At 41.8% G+C, this 19441-nt stretch carries 16 protein-coding genes; 4 read left to right on the top strand and 12 right to left on the bottom strand.

Annotated features, from left to right (window positions below):
• Positions 1-195: 195 nt before the first annotated feature.
• From AC1F2U_RS01380 to radA, 4 genes are all read right to left on the bottom strand, one after another.
• A complete protein-coding gene (locus AC1F2U_RS01380; protein ID WP_480259507.1) occupies positions 196-1437 on the bottom strand; it encodes a protein kinase domain-containing protein in 1242 nt (413 codons plus the stop codon).
• Positions 1438-2019: 582 nt separating this feature from the next.
• Positions 2020-2832: a Uma2 family endonuclease gene (locus AC1F2U_RS01375; RefSeq protein ID WP_480259506.1), complete on the bottom strand. Its 813-nt coding sequence runs from the start codon at positions 2830-2832 to the stop codon at positions 2020-2022.
• 35 nt (positions 2833-2867) lie between these two features.
• A complete protein-coding gene (locus tag AC1F2U_RS01370) occupies positions 2868-3596 on the bottom strand; it encodes a Uma2 family endonuclease (protein WP_480259637.1) in 729 nt (242 codons plus the stop codon).
• Between the two features lie 116 nt (positions 3597-3712).
• A complete protein-coding gene (radA, locus tag AC1F2U_RS01365) occupies positions 3713-5239 on the bottom strand; it encodes a DNA repair protein RadA (RefSeq protein WP_480259505.1) in 1527 nt (508 codons plus the stop codon).
• A 170-nt stretch (positions 5240-5409) separates the two neighbouring features.
• On the opposite strand from radA, the gene rpaB reads away from it, so the two are divergent.
• Positions 5410-6138 (top strand): response regulator transcription factor RpaB, encoded by a 729-nt coding sequence (rpaB, locus tag AC1F2U_RS01360; protein WP_012412029.1) that lies wholly within the window; start codon positions 5410-5412, stop codon positions 6136-6138.
• A gap of 130 nt (positions 6139-6268) precedes the next feature.
• Positions 6269-6907 carry a cofactor assembly of complex C subunit B gene (locus AC1F2U_RS01355; RefSeq protein WP_480259504.1) on the top strand — a complete coding sequence of 213 codons (639 nt, stop codon included), beginning with the start codon at positions 6269-6271 and terminating at the stop codon, positions 6905-6907.
• 161 nt (positions 6908-7068) lie between these two features.
• Here AC1F2U_RS01355 and AC1F2U_RS01350 read toward each other — a convergent pair whose 3' ends face one another.
• Positions 7069-7983 (bottom strand): M48 family metallopeptidase, encoded by a 915-nt coding sequence (locus tag AC1F2U_RS01350; protein ID WP_480259503.1) that lies wholly within the window; start codon positions 7981-7983, stop codon positions 7069-7071.
• A 317-nt stretch (positions 7984-8300) separates the two neighbouring features.
• On the opposite strand from AC1F2U_RS01350, the gene AC1F2U_RS01345 reads away from it, so the two are divergent.
• On the top strand, positions 8301-8819 hold the full coding sequence (locus AC1F2U_RS01345) for a DUF456 domain-containing protein (protein WP_480259502.1): 519 nt from the start codon (positions 8301-8303) through the stop codon (positions 8817-8819).
• 551 nt (positions 8820-9370) lie between these two features.
• On the top strand, positions 9371-10036 hold the full coding sequence (locus AC1F2U_RS01340; protein WP_480259501.1) for a PEP-CTERM sorting domain-containing protein: 666 nt from the start codon (positions 9371-9373) through the stop codon (positions 10034-10036).
• A 159-nt stretch (positions 10037-10195) separates the two neighbouring features.
• On the opposite strand, the gene nblB is transcribed toward AC1F2U_RS01340, so the two are convergent.
• The 7 genes from nblB to dpsA form a co-directional block, all read right to left on the bottom strand.
• On the bottom strand, positions 10196-10861 hold the full coding sequence (nblB, locus tag AC1F2U_RS01335; RefSeq protein WP_480259500.1) for a phycobilisome degradation protein NblB: 666 nt from the start codon (positions 10859-10861) through the stop codon (positions 10196-10198).
• Between the two features lie 84 nt (positions 10862-10945).
• Positions 10946-11410: a CBS domain-containing protein gene (locus AC1F2U_RS01330; protein ID WP_480259499.1), complete on the bottom strand. Its 465-nt coding sequence runs from the start codon at positions 11408-11410 to the stop codon at positions 10946-10948.
• 257 nt (positions 11411-11667) lie between these two features.
• A complete protein-coding gene (gene mutT / locus AC1F2U_RS01325) occupies positions 11668-12084 on the bottom strand; it encodes an 8-oxo-dGTP diphosphatase MutT (protein ID WP_480259498.1) in 417 nt (138 codons plus the stop codon).
• A 530-nt stretch (positions 12085-12614) separates the two neighbouring features.
• Positions 12615-12959 carry a DUF760 domain-containing protein gene (locus tag AC1F2U_RS01320; RefSeq protein ID WP_480259497.1) on the bottom strand — a complete coding sequence of 115 codons (345 nt, stop codon included), beginning with the start codon at positions 12957-12959 and terminating at the stop codon, positions 12615-12617.
• Between the two features lie 222 nt (positions 12960-13181).
• Positions 13182-14138: an RNA polymerase sigma factor, RpoD/SigA family gene (locus tag AC1F2U_RS01315; protein ID WP_104909800.1), complete on the bottom strand. Its 957-nt coding sequence runs from the start codon at positions 14136-14138 to the stop codon at positions 13182-13184.
• Between the two features lie 570 nt (positions 14139-14708).
• A complete protein-coding gene (gene carB, locus AC1F2U_RS01310; RefSeq protein WP_480259496.1) occupies positions 14709-17966 on the bottom strand; it encodes a carbamoyl-phosphate synthase large subunit in 3258 nt (1085 codons plus the stop codon).
• 544 nt (positions 17967-18510) lie between these two features.
• A complete protein-coding gene (gene dpsA, locus AC1F2U_RS01305) occupies positions 18511-19065 on the bottom strand; it encodes a DNA starvation/stress protection protein DpsA (protein ID WP_322669776.1) in 555 nt (184 codons plus the stop codon).
• Positions 19066-19441 lie beyond the last annotated feature (376 nt).

Here is a 19441-nt window from a genome sequence, read left to right as displayed (position 1 = left end):
CGCTGCATTTAGCTTGCTTCCCCGCACGGGTACATGGACTAGCTACCGCTACGCTAACGTCATGACGTTCTGTAGAAGAGGTTGCGTGTAGCTTTGCCAAAAAACTTTGTTACTTTTATGAGTTCTCTTGACTTCAACTTACAGAATTAGTTAAGAAATTAAAAATTATTCCTCAATTTAATGATGTCTAAATTTCTATGAAAATAAGCTTTTTTTGAATTCAAAAGCTGCTTGAAAGTTAGGAATTTCCTTAGTTACAAGTTCAATAAATTGATCGGCTGAAATATAAGGATTGTGAGCTAGTATTTCTTCTATAATCAGATTTGCCATTGGGCCGATGTGGTAGGCTAATTCTTGCTGACAATGTTTGATAAATGCTGGTTGGAGTGAAGATTGTTGTTCAATTCTTTGCCCAGTTTGTGCACTAGTAGGTGAATTAAAAATAGTTTCTTCAGGTTGGTTATATGACTGCGATCGCGCCGACATAGCCTGAAATTCAGGGTTAAATACTGTAGCCGGTAAATCATCAACCATGATTGCAGAAAACATTGCCATTTCTGGTTCTCCAATACGCTCTAAATCTCGAAGAACTTCGCTGGCTGTTTGGTATCGCTTATTAGGCCTATCTTCTAACATACAATCAAGTACTTGAGCAAACCCATCAGTAACATAGGTATAATCACGCCAGTTCCATTCAAGTGAGTATTGATCCATTAGTAAAGATGGATCTCTAGCTGTAAGTAATACAATAGCAGTTACACCTAAAGCATAAAGGTCACTAGAGGGTGAACATAAACCCAAACTAATCTGTTCGCGGGGAGCATATCCCACTTTGCCTACAAGGGACATTTTGCCAACAAACGTTACCTGTTGGTTGGAACTTCTCCCCTCGTTCATGTCAGCAATTTGCTTGCCTACCCCGAAATCAATCAGCACTGGCAGATCCTTGCCATCGGGTAACATGATGTTGTCTGGAGAAATATCTCGATGGATAATGTTGTGCTGATGAACATATTCCAAAACAGGCAGCAGATTCTTTAGCCACTGTATAACTTCGTCTTCAGAAAAATTTCTTCCTTGACGTTGCAGTTCTCCTAGCAGTCTTGAATATGTTTTACCGTCAACATACTCTTGTACTAGGAATAGCCGACCATCTCCTTCAAAGCAAGCCAAAAATTTGGGAATTTGAGGATGTTGCAATTGATGAAGAATTTTTGCCTCTCTTTTAAATAAGTTACGATATTGTTCCAGTCCACTTTCGCCTGTGCCAATGGGTGCAAATTCTTTGAGAACACAGGCTTCATTAAACCGACGAGTGTCAAATGCTAAGTAAGTTCGTCCCAATCCTCCCTGTCCTAGAAGTTTTTGGATTATATAGCGGTTATCGATTAGAGTTCCAGCAGCTATTTCTGGTCTTGTCATAGGGGACTGTGACATCATCATCGCACTCCTAGCGATTTTGTTATTGATAAATTATCTAATTTGCTGAAAGTCAGAAACTCTAGCAGATAAAGGCTGATAACATCCTTTAAATTGAGGTTAGCACCACTATCGAGCCAAGGAAATACACTTTTCTACAATTTTCTGATGGTCTTGTGTTATCAAATAGACAATTTTAACCTGAGTAGTTTGATCGTACTACTAATACTTAAGTATTTTAGCCGCCGCAACATAATTAGTGTCTGCGGTAATATCTGCAAATGTTCAGGGCATCGCCTTTTAGATTTGCTGCTGAACCTTATTTTCCCCATAGTTACCCAATTGAAACTGGGTTGAGGAACAGTAAGGATATAGCGTGACATCATGTTTTTCATAAAAAATGAGGTTGCTATAGACTTGCTGAAAGAAATATTATATGTATTTAAACTGCTAAATATGCGATCGCTCTCAAAAATTAATCTTTATGGGAGCTAATATCGTTATCAGATAGCTGCTTCGGCATCGGCTATCAAAATTTTTAGTGCAGGTAATTCCTCAAAAGTAGACAATGATGCTGCGTGTCAGAAAAGACTCGTGAAGCTACAAGAATTCATCTAGTTCATCAGGATTCACACCTAACTGACGCAAACGTTCTGTTAATTGTTCTACTTTTCGTTTGGCTTGAGCAGTTTCTTGTTCGGCAATGATAGCTCGTTCAGTTGCAGCAGCGGCTTCCTCTGTGGGTGCGGGAATTAATTCTCCTGTCAAAGTGAACCACCTTAACCACAACCTTTCAATATCTCGAAATGAACCTTTCCATAAGCCTAAACTTAAATCTATCTCTGGCATTAGTAGGTATCCATCAGTCAAATTCATCGGTTCATAGTGACCGCCGATCAACTGAAAAGCCCGAAGTTCATTAGTATAGCGACTAAAAACAACATAGTAAGGAATCCGCAAAATTCGTTCATAAACTTCCCATTTGCTAGGAGGTTTATCTGCTGCACTTTCTCTTCTTGTGCCTAAATCTTCGTCTTCCGTACCTGGAGATAATAACTCAACAACCACGAAAGGATTTGCTGGCTCTTGCCAAGTTACATAACTTAACCGTAAGTCTTGCCCTTTGTATAACTTTCCTACACCTACTACACCAAACCAATCTGGGCGCTTGTACCACAAAGGATGCTGTAAATCATAGTAGAGATTAAGGTCAGCCGCACTGTAAACTAGTTCGGAATTCCAGTTAATCGGCTGAAAAGTTAAGTATAAAAGTAAGGGCTGTAAAAAGTGAAAATCGTCTGGCAAGCCTGATTCCTCTGGGTTATCACTTGGTAAATCATACATCGTTGGTAGAGTTTCCCAAGGAGGAAGCGGCGGATCGGATTGAGGAATATAGTGGGGAGAAGAAGCCATATTTTTTATTCTTCAATTTTTCCTAAAACATTTCATCATACTTCTGGCTCAATCCCCGCCGCCCGCAATTGTGCTGCTAGTCGTTCAGCGCGTTGTCGTTCTTGTTCAGCGCGTTGGCCTTCCTGTTCGGCTAACTCAGAACCCCAAAGCAAAAGGTTTCCTTGTTCATCCCACCACCGTAACCACTTTCCTGGGCGATTTTCACGAGTACCTTGCCACACCCCAAGGTAAAGATTCATTTCTGCTATCCAGTAGCGTTGATTTTCATCAGGCTCTTGCAAAATATACTGTTCTGTGTTGTGTAAGCGATACATCTCAAAACTGCCGCTGTCTGGCTCAAAAATAATGTAGTTTGGTACTTTTAAGATGCGCTCGTAGAAAAACCATTTTCCTGGGGGATATGTCGCTTTGATAGAATATTCTGTCTCCTGTGTATCGGAGACAAATTCCATCACAATTACGGGAATGTCACCTTGTAATTGAGGTGTGTAACTGCGTATTACTTCTTCTCTACTAACATTAATTTTGGCAATGAAAGCCCAATCAGGAGCTTTAATTACCATTTTGTTGTTTAGAGTGGCACAAATGCCATAATTAGTTGTTGTTAGGGCGTTAGCTGAAATTTTTCCGGCTAATTGTAGGCTTTCGGTGAGTGCCGCAGCTAAGACTGGTTGGTTGATGTTGTCCACTGGATCGTCTGGGAGTTTGTAATCATCAGGTAGTTTTTCCCAAGTGATTTGGTAGTCTTGGCTGAGGGCTGTCATCATCAGTTTTCCTTTAGTGTGTAAAAAGGATTCAGGATTAGGTTTTCACTCGTAAAAATTATGGAGTTTGCTTTGAACCCTGCCAAATTTTGAAACAATTTCCCAGTCTCCAATAGTTACTCTTCTTCATCGGGTTCTAAATCGTCGGCTGTCAATTCTTGATGGGGGATGGCGGCGATAATTGCATCTATGACTTTGGATACTGGCAATATCTCAATATTTAAGTCGGGAAACTTTGTTCCTTTTGGCACGATCGCTCGTTTAAATCCCAACTTAGCAGCTTCTTTCAACCGCAGTTCCATTTGGGAAACCGATCGCACTTGTCCGCCTAGCCCAACTTCACCGATTAATACTGTACCGGGATCGACGATGCGATCGCGGAAACTGGCAACGATCGCGATCGCAATTCCCAAATCTACCGCTGGTTCTTCCACATTCAACCCACCCGCAGAAGCAACGTAAGAATCTAATTTTGACATGGGAATTCCCACCCGTTTTTCTAAGACGGCGAGAATTTGCACTAGGCGGTTGTAGTCTACGCCAGTTCCAGCACGCCGAGGTGAAGGGTAGCTGGTGGGACTCACCAAAGCTTGCAATTCCACAACAATCGGGCGAGTGCCTTCGCAAGCAACGACAATGGCAGTACCTGGCGCCGGATCGTCACGGTTGCCTAAAAATAGCTCTGAGGGGTTGGAGACTTCTCGCAATCCATCTGTCACCATTTCAAAGATGCCGATTTCGTGAGTTGCGCCGAAGCGGTTTTTGACTGTCCGTAATAATCGATGGGAAGCAAAGCGATCGCCTTCAAAATACAACACTGTATCGACTAAATGTTCTAAAACTTTTGGCCCAGCGATCGCTCCTTCTTTGGTGACGTGTCCGACAATCAGCATAGTGACATCTTCGTGCTTCGCCACTTTCATCAGTGCTGCGGTACATTCTCGTACCTGAGCTACCGAACCTGGTGCAGAAGTCAGCGCTGGAAAAAACACTGTTTGGATACTATCAATCACCGCCACGTTTGGCTTGAGAGAGTCTATTTCTCGTAAAATTTCTTCTAAATCTGTTTCTGGCAATACATATAAATCTGCACCTATACTGTCAGGGTCTATGGGTAGTGTAGGATCTATTACTACTTCAACTTTCCCGTCATTAACCACACTTAGGGGTTTTGATACTCCCAAACGGGAAGCTCGTAACTTTACCTGCTGTCCCGATTCTTCACCAGTTACGTAAAGGATGCGATATTTTTGTGCTAATTGATTAGAGACTTGCAACAATAAAGTTGATTTACCGATACCCGGATCGCCCCCAATCAGCACCATAGAGCCAGGGACAACCCCACCTCCAAGCACCCGATCCAATTCTTCATAACCAGACTCCCAACGGGCGATTTGGCGATCGGTAATTTGATCGAATGTTAAAGAGGCTCGCGCTTTAGCTGGTTTAGCGTGAGATTTGCCATTAGTTTGAGTTGATTGCCAACCACTCACTCCCCCCCGACTGGGCACATCTACTGAGGATTGAATAGAAATTTGTTCTTCTAGAGAGTTGTAAGTGCCGCAAGCTGGACACTTACCAAACCATTGGGGCGATTCTGCTCCACATTCATTACAAACAAAAAAGGTTTTTGGCTTTGCCATTCTTAAATCTTATTAAATAATCTTAATATTTACTTAATTCTTGAAAAAAACTAAAAACTAATAATAGTGGTATTTAGAGCTTTTTCCAAATCAATTCATGGAATGATATCTTAATATTATGGTATTAAAAATTAATCATGTAAATTTTTAGTCAAGGAGCCTAGAGAAACTTGGAAAGCCATAAAGAAAAAATCTTGGTGGTAGACGACGAAGCCAGCATTCGCCGGATTTTGGAAACACGCCTTTCCATGATTGGCTACGATGTAGTGACGGCTGGCGACGGAGAAGAAGCTTTGGAAACTTTTCGCAAAACTGAGCCTGACCTGGTAGTTTTAGATGTAATGATGCCAAAGCTAGACGGCTATGGTGTATGTCAAGAATTACGAAAAGAATCAGATGTCCCCATTATTATGCTAACAGCCTTGGGTGATGTTGCCGATCGCATCACCGGATTAGAATTGGGTGCTGATGACTATGTAGTTAAACCATTTTCCCCCAAGGAGCTAGAAGCCCGGATTCGCTCGGTGCTGCGACGAGTAGATAAAAATGGTGCTTCTGGAATTCCCAGTTCTGGGGTAATTCATGTCGCGAATATTAAAATCGATACGAATAAGCGACAAGTCTACAAAGGTGATGAGCGCATTCGATTGACGGGTATGGAGTTCAGCTTGTTAGAGTTGTTAGTCAGTCGCTCTGGAGAAGCTTTTTCTCGTTCGGAAATTTTGCAGGAAGTATGGGGTTATACACCAGAACGTCATGTGGATACCCGCGTAGTAGATGTGCATATATCACGTTTGCGGGCAAAATTAGAAGACGATCCTAGTAACCCAGAATTGATTCTCACCGCGCGGGGTACTGGTTATCTTTTCCAGCGGATTATTGAACCAGGGGAGGAGTGAGACATGAGGGAGCAGGGGAGCAGGAGAGCAGAGGGGCAGAGGAGGGAAGGGGATAAGGGGAATTATTGAATAAGTCTCTCCCTTGTCTCTTGTGCATACTCAATGCTCAATTCCCAATTCCCAATTTCTAATGACTAAACCTGATCCTAATCGAGTTTTGCGGCGTCTACCCATTGTCGTGGGTGGGCTAGGCGCTGTGCTTTTACTGATTAACCGTTTATTAACACCGGAATTAACCCAGTCTCAATCGCGTGGTGATGTGGTGGGCGTAATTCTGAGTGCGGTGTTAATTTTGACGGGTTTAATTTGGCAGCAAGTTCAGCCGCGATCGCCTGATACTGTAGAACTAATTGGAGAAGAAGGTTTTGTACTTGCAGCAGATTTACCTGAAGCCGTAAAAACAGAGCTAGCCTGGGCATCTCATTTATTGTTGACTAATACAGTAACGCGATCGCTGGTGGTTTATTATCAAGGTAAAGTTTTGTTGCGTCGCGGCATTCTGGGTACTAAATCTGAAGTTGTGCCAGGAGTAATCTTAAAACAGGTACTCGAAAAACAAAAACCGATTTATCTAGTTGCTCTAAAAATATATCCAGGTAGGCTTGAATTTGATTATTTACCAGAAAATACTCAAGGTGTAATTTGTCAACCTATTGGCAACCAAGGTGCATTAATTTTGGGAGCAAATGCTCCTCGCAGTTACACCAAACAAGATGAAAACTGGATTGCGGGAATTGCTGATAAGTTAGCCGTTACTCTTAGTACTTAGGTTGCAGCTAGTTTAGAAGCCAGCCAATTTTAGTGATACAAGGGGCTTAAGCCCCTTGCTTGGGAGCAAGCTTGCAGCTAATCGATATTAGCAACTCATTGAGTGTCACAAGCGTATTTTAAATTTAAAAATAAAATTAAAATATAAAACTTAAAATTCAATCACCAAGAAGTTAAAAAATTCCAACCTTCCTTTTCTTCTGGTGTCTTTCCTTCTTTTTCTTCTGGTTCTTCCGGTGTCTTTAAATTTGTCTGTTGAATTAAATTATCATAAGCTCCTGAATCAACCCATTTTAATAATTCGCCAGCCCGCATAACTACCCAAGAAAGCCCAGGCTCTGTATAGCTTAATATTTTAGTAACTTTATCCACGCTATCAAAGTTATTGGATGCAAACTCACGGGCTTGGACGAGAAAATCTTCAATTACAGCAGTAGTCAAGTACTCATCTGGTAAACCCGCGAGTTTCATCAGTGTAGTAGTTGCTACGTCAATATCCTGACAAGCAAGCAAAGCAGCCCGATCGGCAGTGAACCTAGCCATCATCCGCCAATTATACAAACCTAGTTCCATTCCACCAGCTACCAAGCCACCGACTCCCAGTGTGGTACTGCTCAACAAATTTTTCAAAGTTGGCATAACAATTGCCATTTGGTGATAAATCATGTGCTTACTTTTGATTCGAGCAACTTCGTGTCCGAAAACGTAAAGCAACTCATCTACGCCAAGCCACTCCATTGCATCTAAATTGATACCGACAAGGGGTTTTTCTACCCCAACAATGTAGGTTTCAATGTGACCTGTGCCTCGAAATAGATACAATTCAGGAAGGGGAGCAACATCAAGAATTTGGCAGGTTTCTACAAATGCTTGATGTAATTCGGGAAAATTACGGGGCGAAATTCTGATTTCACTACCAAGACTTTGCAGTCTGAGTAAGCGATCGATACCGTATTCGTTGATTTTTTTGAGTAGTAGTGAGACACCTGGCATATTTTGCAAAGAAGCCAAGGCTTTGCGATCGAAGGGGTGTTCGTAGGCTTCAGAACTTAGTCCAGTTAATATTTTTCTTGTCATAGGTTTTGAGCTTTTAAATAGCAGTTTAGAAGCATTAGGCAAACTTGCACTACATTGTACTAGGCATTTTTCGCTATCTTACCCAGATAGAATAAACAGTAGGAGCGCGCAGATGTGCATACGTGTCAACTTAAGCCTTGGCGAATGGAATTTGGGGCTGTCCGCTTCCGCGGACTAAGGTGAAATCAAAGTTTTAAAACCCACGGAGGTGGGTTTTGTTTGTGTAGACTCGGTTTATAACCTCCATTTCGCGTTAAGTTGACAGCAATGGCAGATGTGTAACCCTATGAGAAAATTTGGAAATTTACAATTGATCTATGCAAATTATTTATTGGCTATTAGTTGCTGTAATGGTTGTGGGTATTATTGGTGCTGTAGTTCCAGCCATTCCCGGTAGCAGCTTAATTTTAATTGCAATTATTATCTGGGGAATTGTTAGTAGTTCCTTTGCAGCTATCAAAATTCCACTAATTGTGACAGTTATAGTTTTACTGCTCAGTGTCGGAGTAGATTTTTTAGCTAGCTATGTAGGAGCAAAACAAGCTGGAGCTAGCAAGTGGGGGCAAATTGGCGCAATTGTCGGTTTAGTAGTAGGATTTTTCGGATTATTGCCAACTTTACCTTTTGGGGGGCCACTGTTAGGAATTTTACTAGGCCCGCTTTTGGGAGCAATTATTGGTGAGTACCTTTACCGACGCGAATTTGGGTTAGCGGTTAAAGCAGGTATAGGAATTGTAGTTGGGTCTTTGGTTGGAAATTTGATTCAAGGGTTGTTAGCGATCGCCGCAGTTGTAGTTTTTGTTGTGACAACCTGGCCACAGGTATTTGGCTCTTAGCATTTGAAAAATCTGACAGATTTGAGAACAGCATTATATAGCTAGCAATTAGCTAGTTTGTTACAAACATTCAATTCGAGCGCAAAGACTATCCATAGTAAACAAATACAGCGGTTCCTCCCATTTATTCTATGAGAGGAACCGTTTCACTAAATATTGGCAACTAGAAAGATTATATACATTGGATACTCCATTGATTTAAAATCTGGTTTAAGAATAATAGTATAAAAGTACACTTCAACGTAGTTACGTAAATAGTTTTTATTAAAGTCAGAGCTATTGCCTATAATTTAAACCTTAGAGAGTAAGAGATATACGAAGCGCAGATATGTAAGAAATTAAAATTTTATGAAGACTATTTGTTAGTTGAAGATGTGATGAAGACCACTCAGTAAATATTGCAGGTTCTAAGTCTATGTGATTTTATGGAGATAAGAAATACATCACGCAAGCTTCGCTTTCACTGACAGTATTTTAAATAGATTACTGATAGTAAAAGTTAAGCAATCAATTTCTCTATTCCAGGTTATTATTAGGACTCTCAAACACTCATGATTAATTTTAAATCTAAATTAGTAAACGCGACTTTGGCAGCTAGTTTTGCAATCCCCTTGACTACCGCTGGGATTTTCACATCTGCTAGTTCGGCTCAAGCTGTAACCCTGAACGGGAGTATTGGTCTTACTGGTACATCTATTGTTCCTAGTGATGGAATCAATCCAGCTACTACCAGTATTAAATTTGTTGATGTTGATGGTGTTGATACTGATGGTGATTTTACAGCCTTCTCACCAAGCTTATCAGGCACAGGTATTACCATTAACACTCTAAATTTAACCAAGATAGCTAATATATCAAGCACAACAGCTACATATTCTACAGGCGTTTACACTCCGTTCATTAATTTCGGATCGCGAACCTTGGGTAGTACTACTGCGCTTCTTACCTTTGATCTAGATGATTCTGTAGTTACCAGAACTCGGAAATCAGCTACTAACATTAATGACGTAATATTGGATGGGATTACGGGGAAATTTAATTTCAATGGAAAAACTATTGGGGTTGGCAATTTGGGTGCTTCTCTTAATGGAAAAACAAGCGAGTACCACTTAACTCTCGAAGCAGTTAGCGTTCCTGAGCCAACTACAATGCTAGGCTTAGGTTTAGTTGGCGCTGGTATGGTTATGTCTCGCCGTCGCAAAAGTATCCTTCAATAGTCCTGTCCTAAATATAAAAAAGTTACTTTTAGCAAGTAAAAGTAACTCTAATTTCTCTATTCGATCTGGCTGGAATGCAAAATTTACCAACCAGGTCGATTTTTTTATCCCGTCAGACAAATCTATATTAAAGGTGAATTTTCTTAACCTTAGATAGACTTAAACTGACTGCAAAGATTGTTTCGCTTCATTTGCGATCGCATCTACTTCATCATTAGCCAGAGTTTCTAATATAGATTTGGCTTCTGGATTACCCAAACGAGCTAAGGCTTGTACAAGTCTGTAACGAATTTGCCAATCTGGGTTGGTAGCATAAGGAGCCAACAGAGGAACTGCTTGTACATCTCCCAAGTCACCCAAAGAACTAATAGCAGCAGTTTGGACTAATTCATTTTCTGATGAAAGTGCCTCTTTGAGTAGTTCAAAGGCTCGCGGATCGCCCAACTCTCCTAATGTAGCAATAATACTGAATTGTATTAGCCATTCCCCAGTTGTATGATAAAGCTGCTGTAAATCTTCAAAAGCTTCGCTTAACTTTAAAGCGCCCAAACAGTCTGCTGCTGCTGCTTGTACATCTACTTCGGAGTCATGAAGTAAGCGATCGCGCAAGATATCCAAGGATAACTGTAAATCTTGGGTTCCAAGTGTATCCATTTGACTCACTGCTGTGTAACGGACACGGGAATTGCGATCGCCAATAGCACTTTGAATTAATTCAAAGCCAATCGCAGGTTCCAATTCGCGGATTTGATTTACTGCACGTAAGCGATCGCCTAAATCCTCAGAACTGAGCAATTGCTTAACAGACTCCGGAGTAATACTCATTTAGTTATCCTTGATTTTCAAATGTATAAAAAGAGTCAAAAGTCAACAGTTAAGTATCAACAACTCATGACTAATGACTAATGACTAATCTTGACTAGCAGCCATTGCCCGAATAATATCACCACGAGTCAGGATACCAATTACTTGACCTGTACTATCAAGTACTGGCAAGCGGTGAACGCTGCGATCGTGCATGATTGTAGCTGCTTCTTTTAAAGTTTTATCAGGGGGAATAGCGATCGGGTTTTTACTCATCACCTCCCCAACGGTTTGCCCTAGAGCCTTATGTAAATCACGGTCATACGTAGCAGGATTTTTTAAATAGATAACACTATCAAGAAACATAATGTACGCAGGTGGAGTAACACCAGTTTCTTGCCACATCAAATCGGTTTCCGAGATAATGCCCACCAATTTACCGAGATCGTCCACAACAGGTAGTCCGCTGATATGGCGTTCTGCGAGAATTTGGATAGCTTCCTTGAGTGGAGTTTCCTCCCGGACAACAATAGGATCGCGGCTCATCACATCGGCAACGGTTTTAGGCATTTATTTGCTGACACCTTAAATCAAAGTCCCTGCGCCTATTGTAGAAAATTGCGGGACTCAACCTGATGCAATTAATAGATTGTTACGGGATTAGTCATTAGTCATTAGTCATTTGTCACTTGTACTGAGCGAAGCCGAAGTATTTGTCAGAAGTATTTGTCATTTGTCATTGGGCATTGGGCATTGGTTATTAATTATTCGTCCTCTGCTCCTCTGCTCCTCTGCTCCCCTGCTCTCCTGTTCCCTCTGCTTCTTTCCTACTCCCCAGTCCCTTTTAATGCAGCAATAATTTGAATATTTGCTTTCGGAAAAGTAAAATGCTCCAGTTCTTCCAAAGTTACCCAGCGAATTTCATCGGATTCTAAAGGTTGGGGCACACCTGTAAGATGGCGGCAGTGATGTACTGTGAGGGTAACGCGCAAGTTTGTATAGCTGTGGTCAATAGTAATCAGATGCTCTCCCACTTCAATTACTATTCCCAGTTCTTCAGAAATTTCCCGTTGAATACACTCTTGGATAGTTTCACTTGGCTCTATTTTACCGCCAGGAAATTCCCACAAACCACCCATCGCTCCTTCTGGACGACGGCGGTCAATTAAAATTTGCTTTTGGTGATTCCAAATTACTGCAACACCAATGATTTTATGGGGTGGGAAAGAACTGGTTTCAGTCATAATTAGAATGGGGAGTAGAGAAAGAATTCCTGAATTTTGACTCTTGATTAATAACAAAACTCGGCAGACTAGTTGTAACTCTGCCGAGTTTAGATTTATTTATTGCAAAGGTTATCTAGCACTGTTCGTTTATCCACAAATGTGCATTAATCATCTATAAATACACCTCTAATATCGTGGATGGTTAAAAACTTATTATTAAGACCGCAGATGCCTAGAGGGGAAGAATTTTCCCGGATTCTGCATAGATTTGGAAGTTATACCTAACTAGCCTGACATCAATAATTGATTGAATCAACATAAAATTACAGGAGTTCACAGAGAAGCGGAATCAAAAACTCCGCGTTCCTCTGCCTTTAAATTTCAACCTAAATTCGTCACTATTTTGGATATTTTAAAAAACTTAGCTGATGTATAATTGGGAATTACCGGCAAAGATTTCGCAGAGACTTATTTTCAATTCGTATCGCCGTAACTATGACTAGCTATCAGTTCAACACTATTGATTCAATTTCCCAAATTTTACATTTCTAGTCAATTTCGCTGTTGTCGGTTTCAGATCCTTGTAAGGCCATTTCAAAATTCATTCTCTGTTCAGCGTTACGTAAGAAATAACCACTAATCATTGCAGAAGCCAGAAGCCTACCTAGATTTTCCCGATTTGTGGTGACAGTAACACCAAAGTGTTCTGAAGGTAGATTACCTAATAGTCCTGTAATATTCCGTTCCATTACCTGAAAGACTTCGGCAGACGTGGGTTTGGATAGCTGGGTAACTGCCTCTGGACTCAAGGATTTAACGTACTGCCATAGTAAATCGTTAGTTTCTGCTTCGCTATTAAAAAATTCTGAGACGCGATTGGATGGGTTACTCATTTTTTAGCTCCTTAACTACCACTATTAGCTGCGGTGCTTGTGATTTGAATATTAAATGTTTGTTTTGGATTTGACTTAGTTATTTTGTCTTCCTGTCAACTAATGTAACAGCCTAGCGTAAGAGTGGAAGTAGGTGTAACCGTACCAAAGTCAGCGTATTTTCTCACCCCAATAAATAGGTGAGGAGTGGGGAGTTAATTACAAACTCATCACTCCTAACTTCTAACTTGCCAAATATTCATCCATGTTGGCTTTAGACTTGCGAAGTTTGCTTAAGGCTTCGCGCTCAATTTGTCGGACTCGTTCTCGACTGATGTTCAATATTTCACCAATTCTAGCCAGAGTCAGAGCTTGCCCATCAGTTAAGCCAAAGCGCAGTGTGATTACTTCCCTCTGCTGTGGCGTGAGATCGCCCATCAGGCGATCTAAGTCATAAGATAGGGAAGATTGCATAACAAACTCTTCGGGAGAAGCTCCTGGATCTTCCAGCATTTCTCCGAGTTCGGTGTCGTAGTTATCACCCAGCCGCAAATCCAAGGAAAGAGGCAAACGCGCCTTTTCTAAATACTCTCGTACTTGTTTGGGCGTCAATTCTAATTCTTGAGCTAGCTCCCCAGCCGTCGGAGCGCGTCCCAACTTTTGAGACAATTGGCGCTGTGCCTTTTTAATCTTATTTAATTTTTCGGTGATATGGATCGGCAGCCGAATGGTACGAGCTTTTTCGGCTATAGCACGAGTAATCGCTTGCCGAATCCACCAATAGGCATAAGTAGAAAATCTGTACCCTTTGGTGGGGTCAAACTTTTCTACACCCCGTTGCATACCAATACTACCTTCTTGGATCAAGTCCAGTAAATCGACGTTGCGCTTGATGTATTTTTTGGCAACGGAGACTACCAGCCGTAAATTGGCTTCTACCATCTTACGCTTGGCAATTTCACCATCTGCGATCGCTTCGTTCAACTCTGCTGGTTCTAGGTTTGTTGCTTTGGCCCACTCTTCTAGAGTCGGTTGATGCCCTAGCTGGGTGGCAAGAGATTCCCTTGATTCGTGCAAAGCGCAGGAACGTTGCACCTGTTTACCATAGAAAATCTCTTCCTCGTGGGTTAAAAGTGGCACACGGCCAATCTCACGCAGGTAAGTCCGCACGAGGTCTGTGGCTGTCTGAGCGGTCTTCATGGCGCTACTCTTTGGTAATGATGGGGTTGGCGGTAGGGTCATTAAGGGATAGATGCTTTCTTTATTTATTAGGGTGCTACCCAGTCTGACTGGGAACCCGTACTATGGTTTGCAACTTACGCGCCTGAGAAACTCGGCTGCTCATAATAATCAAATTTAGGCTTCTTAACTGCTAAAACTACAGTTATTTTCTATTTTTCACAAGTATCTACAGTTAGATAAAAGGTTGCTTTTTAAACATTTTTTATGAAAGTCCTATTAATAATTGTAACATTTATGAGAAGATTTTGGCTAGATGGCGACATGAAATTTCCTGGTTTTTCCAGTTCATCCAATGTTGGTCTCTATCTTAAGGCTGACTAAAAGTCAATTTAAGAAATTATCTGATTCAAATAATTTTCCTCATATTTGTTAAAGTATCTCAATGAGAACTATATTCATTCTCTTCTAACAATTGTTTAATTTTTCTGGCAATTGGGAATCGGGAATTGGGCATGGGGCATTGGGTACAAGAGGCAAAGGGGCAGAGGGGAAAGACTTACTGCAACTTCTCCCCTGCTCCCCTACTCCTTAGAGAGGGCAATACTCTTGGATAGTTTTTACATCCAAAGTCGTATTTTGTAAGGAACGGATAGCGGCAACGGTAGCTTTTGCACCGGCGATGGTAGTAATGATGGGAATTTTGTACGCTAAGGCTGTGCGGCGGATTAACCTAGCATCAGTCTGGGCTTCTTCCCCTGATGGTGTGTTGATAATAAGTTGGATCTTCTTGTTTTTGATCGCATCAAGCACGTGGGGACGACCTTCATGGAGTTTTAAGACTAATTCAATCTTTAGCCCCTGTTCCAGAAGAACTCGGCGTGTACCAAGGGTAGCCATCACTGTAAAGCCCAAATCGATAAATTCCTTCACCACACCACTTGCAGCAGCTTTATCGCGATCGCTCATTGATACAAATACAGTTCCCGTTAGCGGTAAACGCTCCCCAGCACCCATTTCCGCTTTGGCAAATGCACGGCCAAAGTCGCTGTCAATCCCCATCACCTCACCAGTGGATCTCATTTCTGGGCCCAATATTGTATCAGTTCCTGGGAATTTATTAAAGGGTAATACAGCTTCTTTTACAGCAATATGTGTAGGAATGACTTCCTCTGTAAAATTTAGCTCCTCTAAGGTTTTACCTGACATAATTAAGGATGCTAGTTTCGCTAGCTGTACGCCTGTAGCTTTAGATACAAATGGTACTGTGCGAGAAGCGCGGGGATTAGCTTCTAGAATGTAAACTTGGGGAGAATAGCTGCTTGCACCGACAACGGCAAATTGAATATTCATCAACCCTACGACCGACAATGCTTGTGCTAGCTGTATCGTCCAAGTACGAATCTGATTGAGAACTGCTGGTGATAGGGAAATGGAAGGTAAGGAACAAGCAGAATCTCCTGAGTGAATACCCGCTTGTTCGATGTGTTCCATGATACCACCAATCACCACTTTTCCTGTATGGTCGGCGATCGCATCTACATCGACTTCAATGGCATTTTCCAAAAACTTATCAATCAAAATCGGATGTTCTGGTTCTACTAGTACCGCAAAGGTCATGTAGCGTTCCAACTCAGCATCAGAATAAACGATTTCCATCGCCCGTCCCCCCAACACATAGCTGGGACGCACTACCACTGGATAGCCAATGCGTTTAGCAACAATCAGCGCATCTTCGTAACTCCGTGCGATACCATTGGGCGGTTGGGAAATATTCAACTGTTGGAGAATCTTTTCAAACCGCTCCCGGTTTTCTGCCATGTCGATGGAATCTGGCGATGTACCCCAGATTTTAGTCAGCAGTCCTGATGTGTCATTGTTAAGAAACTCTTGTAATGGGATAGCCAACTTGAGCGGTGTTTGTCCGCCAAACTGGATAATTATCCCGACTGGATTTTCAGTTTCGATGATGTTAAGGACATCTTCTTTTGTTAAAGGCTCAAAGTAAAGGCGATCGCTGGTATCGTAATCTGTCGAAACTGTCTCTGGGTTAGAGTTAACCATAATCGTCTCATAACCTGCATCCTTCAAGGCATAAGCGGCGTGACAACAACAATAGTCAAACTCAATTCCTTGTCCAATGCGGTTGGGGCCACCACCTAAAATCAACACTTTTGGCTTGGTTGCGGGCATTACCTCTGTTTCTTCTTCGTAGGTAGAATAGTAGTAGGGAGTAAACGCTTCAAACTCAGCAGCGCAGGTATCTACGGTTTTATAAACCGGGATAATCCCTAGTGACTTGCGGTAGGCGCGAACTTCGTCTTCGGTAGTTTTGGTGGCATACCCAATCTGGCGATCGCTATATCCATCCCGCTTTACCTCATAAAGTTGCTCTTTTGTCAATTGCTGCAAAGGTGTCCGCTTAAGGAATTTCTCGACATCTAGCAGTTGCTGAAATTTATCTAGGAACCACGGGTCAATACCAGTCAGTTCGTAGATTTCCTCAGCACTAATCCCTAGTTGCAAGGCATGGCGCACGGAGAAAATGCGATCGGGGTTAGGTGTTCGCAATTGGGCGCGAATTTGTTCGCCACTGGGTAATTTTTCGGCTCCATCGCAACCCCAACCAGCGCGTCCGGTTTCGAGCGATCGCAGTGCCTTTTGGAAGGATTCGTTGAAAGTCCGCCCAATTGCCATTGCTTCCCCAACAGATTTCATTTGGGTTGTCAGCACTGGGTCGGAGCCGGGGAACTTTTCAAAGGCGAAGCGGGGGATTTTTGTCACCACATAGTCAATTGTCGGCTCAAAGGACGCGGGAGTTTTCTTGGTGATGTCATTTTTAATTTCATCCAAGGTGTAGCCCACAGCTAATTTTGCGGCCATTTTGGCAATGGGGAAACCCGTGGCTTTGGAAGATAAAGCCGAACTGCGGGAAACGCGCGGGTTCATCTCAATTACAACCACATCGCCATTCAGCGGATTGACGGCAAATTGAATATTAGAACCACCAGTTTCCACACCTATCTCACGGATGATTTTAATTGCCATATCCCGCAGCCTTTGATATTCTTTATCAGTGAGGGTTTGCGCGGGAGCGACGGTAATAGAGTCCCCGGTGTGAATGCCCATCGGGTCAAGGTTTTCGATCGAGCAGATAATCACCACGTTATCTGCTAAGTCACGCATCACTTCGAGTTCATATTCTTTCCAGCCGAGTAAAGACTGGTCAATGAGAATTTGCGAAACAGGACTGGCATCTATACCTACTTGTGCCATTTCTTCAAATTCTTCTTGGTTGTAGGCAATGCCACCGCCACTTCCACCCATTGTGAAAGCTGGACGAATAATTAGGGGATAAGTACCAATTTGGCGGGCAACAGCTTTGGCTTCTTCTAAAGATTCGGCTGTGTCGCTAGGACACACAGCTACTCCGATCCTTGCCATTGCTTCACCAAAAAGTTTTCGATCTTCAGCTTTTTCGATCGCTGGGAGTTTAGCGCCGATTAACTCAACGCCGTACTTTTCCAACACCCCATTTTTGGCTAAAGCAACGGCGATGTTGAGGGCGGTTTGTCCTCCCATCGTTGGTAGTAGAGCATCGGGGCGTTCTTTTTCGATGACTTTTTCGACCAATTCTGGAGTTAGCGGCTCAATGTAAGTGCGATCGGCCGTTTCCGGGTCGGTCATAATCGTTGCAGGGTTGGAGTTGACCAAAACCACTTCATAGCCTTCTTCTCGGAGCGCTTTGCAGGCTTGAGTGCCAGAGTAGTCAAACTCACAGGCTTGTCCGATCACAATTGGACCAGAACCTAACAGTAGAATCTTCTGGAGGTCGTCACGGCGGGGCATAGTCGTTGCCTTGGAATACGAGAATAGAAATCCTGATCATTTTAAGGGTCTTTACCCCCTCTGGTGCTTTTTATTATTAAGTTTTCTAAGTTTGATGACAGGAAGGAGTGGGGGAGTGGGGGGAGCAGCACTTCGGCTACGCTCAGTGACCGAGTAGAAGTTGCAGTAAGTTTTTCCCCTCTGCCTCTTGTGCGTAATGATTATTTTGTATTTCTAATTTTATTTAATTATGATGCTCAAATTTCTAAAGCTTTTGCGAATCTTTATTATTTAATCTGATGAAACTTGCAATAAATGATGATTTATTTTTGTGTATATCTGTCTGCTTATTTATGTACAAATAGATTACTTAAATAAAAATTTATCTTAACTAGCTAATTGCTAAATATTTTCAACATTAAATATTATAGAAATATGTTTACTTAGATTAAAAATGGCAGAGAAATAGGGATACCATTCTCTGCCATTTTTTATAATATTTTAATAGTTGCTGCTGCCAACTTTTTCTTTCAGTCTCGGTAGACAAATCTAGATTATGAGAATTTTAGCTTTGAGCTGCTTGGACAAACCCTAAAGTTAAGCTGTCTTTAGCGAGGAAGTGAGATAAATGATACGCACGTTCCTCAGTTTTCAACAAAATCTTTTCGTACAGATAGCGCGTGCCCCGATCGCCTAAACTCTCTGCCTGAGCAGCTTGGCGACGAATTACGCCAATGATTGCTTGTTCGGCAGCTAGATCGTTTTCTACCATTTGGCGAGAGGAATATACGCCTTCAGATTCTTGCTCAAAACAGGTTAATTCTGCTAATTTGCTGAAGGTAGCTACTGGCACACCACCCAGTCCATCCAAACGTTCTCCAATTTCATGAACGTGGTCTTGTACTTGGTTGTAGCTTTCGTTAAAAAACTCATGCAGAGAGTAAAATTCTGAGCCTTCAACTACAAAATGATGCTTTTGGTACTGCAAGTACAGTGCCTGGAAACTAGCTAATACAACGTTAAATCCTTCTGTAACTGGAGCAGTTACACTGCGATCCAGCAAGACAGGATTGTCATATACATGACCAAAATTCCGTAACAAAGTTTGCGTTTCAGACATTGTTCTCCTCGCTATTTAGCAATTATAGATTTTAACTGCTTATTCTTTACATATTAACATTTTCACAATAAGAACAAGCCAATTTGCCATCACAATATTTTGTATTTTTGTTTACTAAAAGTCTTAAATTTATTGTTTGCTGGATTATGGCAGGCTCATCAAGTTGTGTATCTTTCTCATTACTGTTGACATGAAAAGTTAAGTGTGTATAACTCCGGAAGTAAGTGAGGGGAGATGGAGTAGTAAATGCCTCCTTACCCTGATACTCCTTGTCATCCACCTAATCTCCCTCATAGGACGATCGCAAAAATTTTATTTTTTTTGCAAAATTAATGAGAATTGTTTGCACTTAAGGTATGCTGGTTTTAAGAGGCTA

The sequence above is a fragment of the Nostoc sp. LEGE 12454 genome, from assembly GCF_056620565.1.
This window is presented reverse-complemented; position numbering and strand designations above follow the sequence as displayed.

Coding starts and splice junctions, on each gene's coding strand:
- AC1F2U_RS01340 (WP_480259501.1), top strand. CDS start 9,371: ATGATTAATTTTAAATCTAAATTAGTAAACGCGACTTTGGCAGCTAGT.
- AC1F2U_RS01355 (WP_480259504.1), top strand. CDS start 6,269: ATGACTAAACCTGATCCTAATCGAGTTTTGCGGCGTCTACCCATTGTC.
- nblB (WP_480259500.1), bottom strand. CDS start 10,861: ATGAGTATTACTCCGGAGTCTGTTAAGCAATTGCTCAGTTCTGAGGAT.
- dpsA (WP_322669776.1), bottom strand. CDS start 19,065: ATGTCTGAAACGCAAACTTTGTTACGGAATTTTGGTCATGTATATGAC.
- AC1F2U_RS01380 (WP_480259507.1), bottom strand. CDS start 1,437: ATGTCACAGTCCCCTATGACAAGACCAGAAATAGCTGCTGGAACTCTA.
- AC1F2U_RS01320 (WP_480259497.1), bottom strand. CDS start 12,959: ATGAGTAACCCATCCAATCGCGTCTCAGAATTTTTTAATAGCGAAGCA.
- radA (WP_480259505.1), bottom strand. CDS start 5,239: ATGGCAAAGCCAAAAACCTTTTTTGTTTGTAATGAATGTGGAGCAGAA.
- AC1F2U_RS01375 (WP_480259506.1), bottom strand. CDS start 2,832: ATGGCTTCTTCTCCCCACTATATTCCTCAATCCGATCCGCCGCTTCCT.
- mutT (WP_480259498.1), bottom strand. CDS start 12,084: ATGACTGAAACCAGTTCTTTCCCACCCCATAAAATCATTGGTGTTGCA.
- AC1F2U_RS01345 (WP_480259502.1), top strand. CDS start 8,301: ATGCAAATTATTTATTGGCTATTAGTTGCTGTAATGGTTGTGGGTATT.
- AC1F2U_RS01370 (WP_480259637.1), bottom strand. CDS start 3,596: ATGACAGCCCTCAGCCAAGACTACCAAATCACTTGGGAAAAACTACCT.
- AC1F2U_RS01350 (WP_480259503.1), bottom strand. CDS start 7,983: ATGACAAGAAAAATATTAACTGGACTAAGTTCTGAAGCCTACGAACAC.
- carB (WP_480259496.1), bottom strand. CDS start 17,966: ATGCCCCGCCGTGACGACCTCCAGAAGATTCTACTGTTAGGTTCTGGT.
- AC1F2U_RS01330 (WP_480259499.1), bottom strand. CDS start 11,410: ATGCCTAAAACCGTTGCCGATGTGATGAGCCGCGATCCTATTGTTGTC.
- AC1F2U_RS01315 (WP_104909800.1), bottom strand. CDS start 14,138: ATGAAGACCGCTCAGACAGCCACAGACCTCGTGCGGACTTACCTGCGT.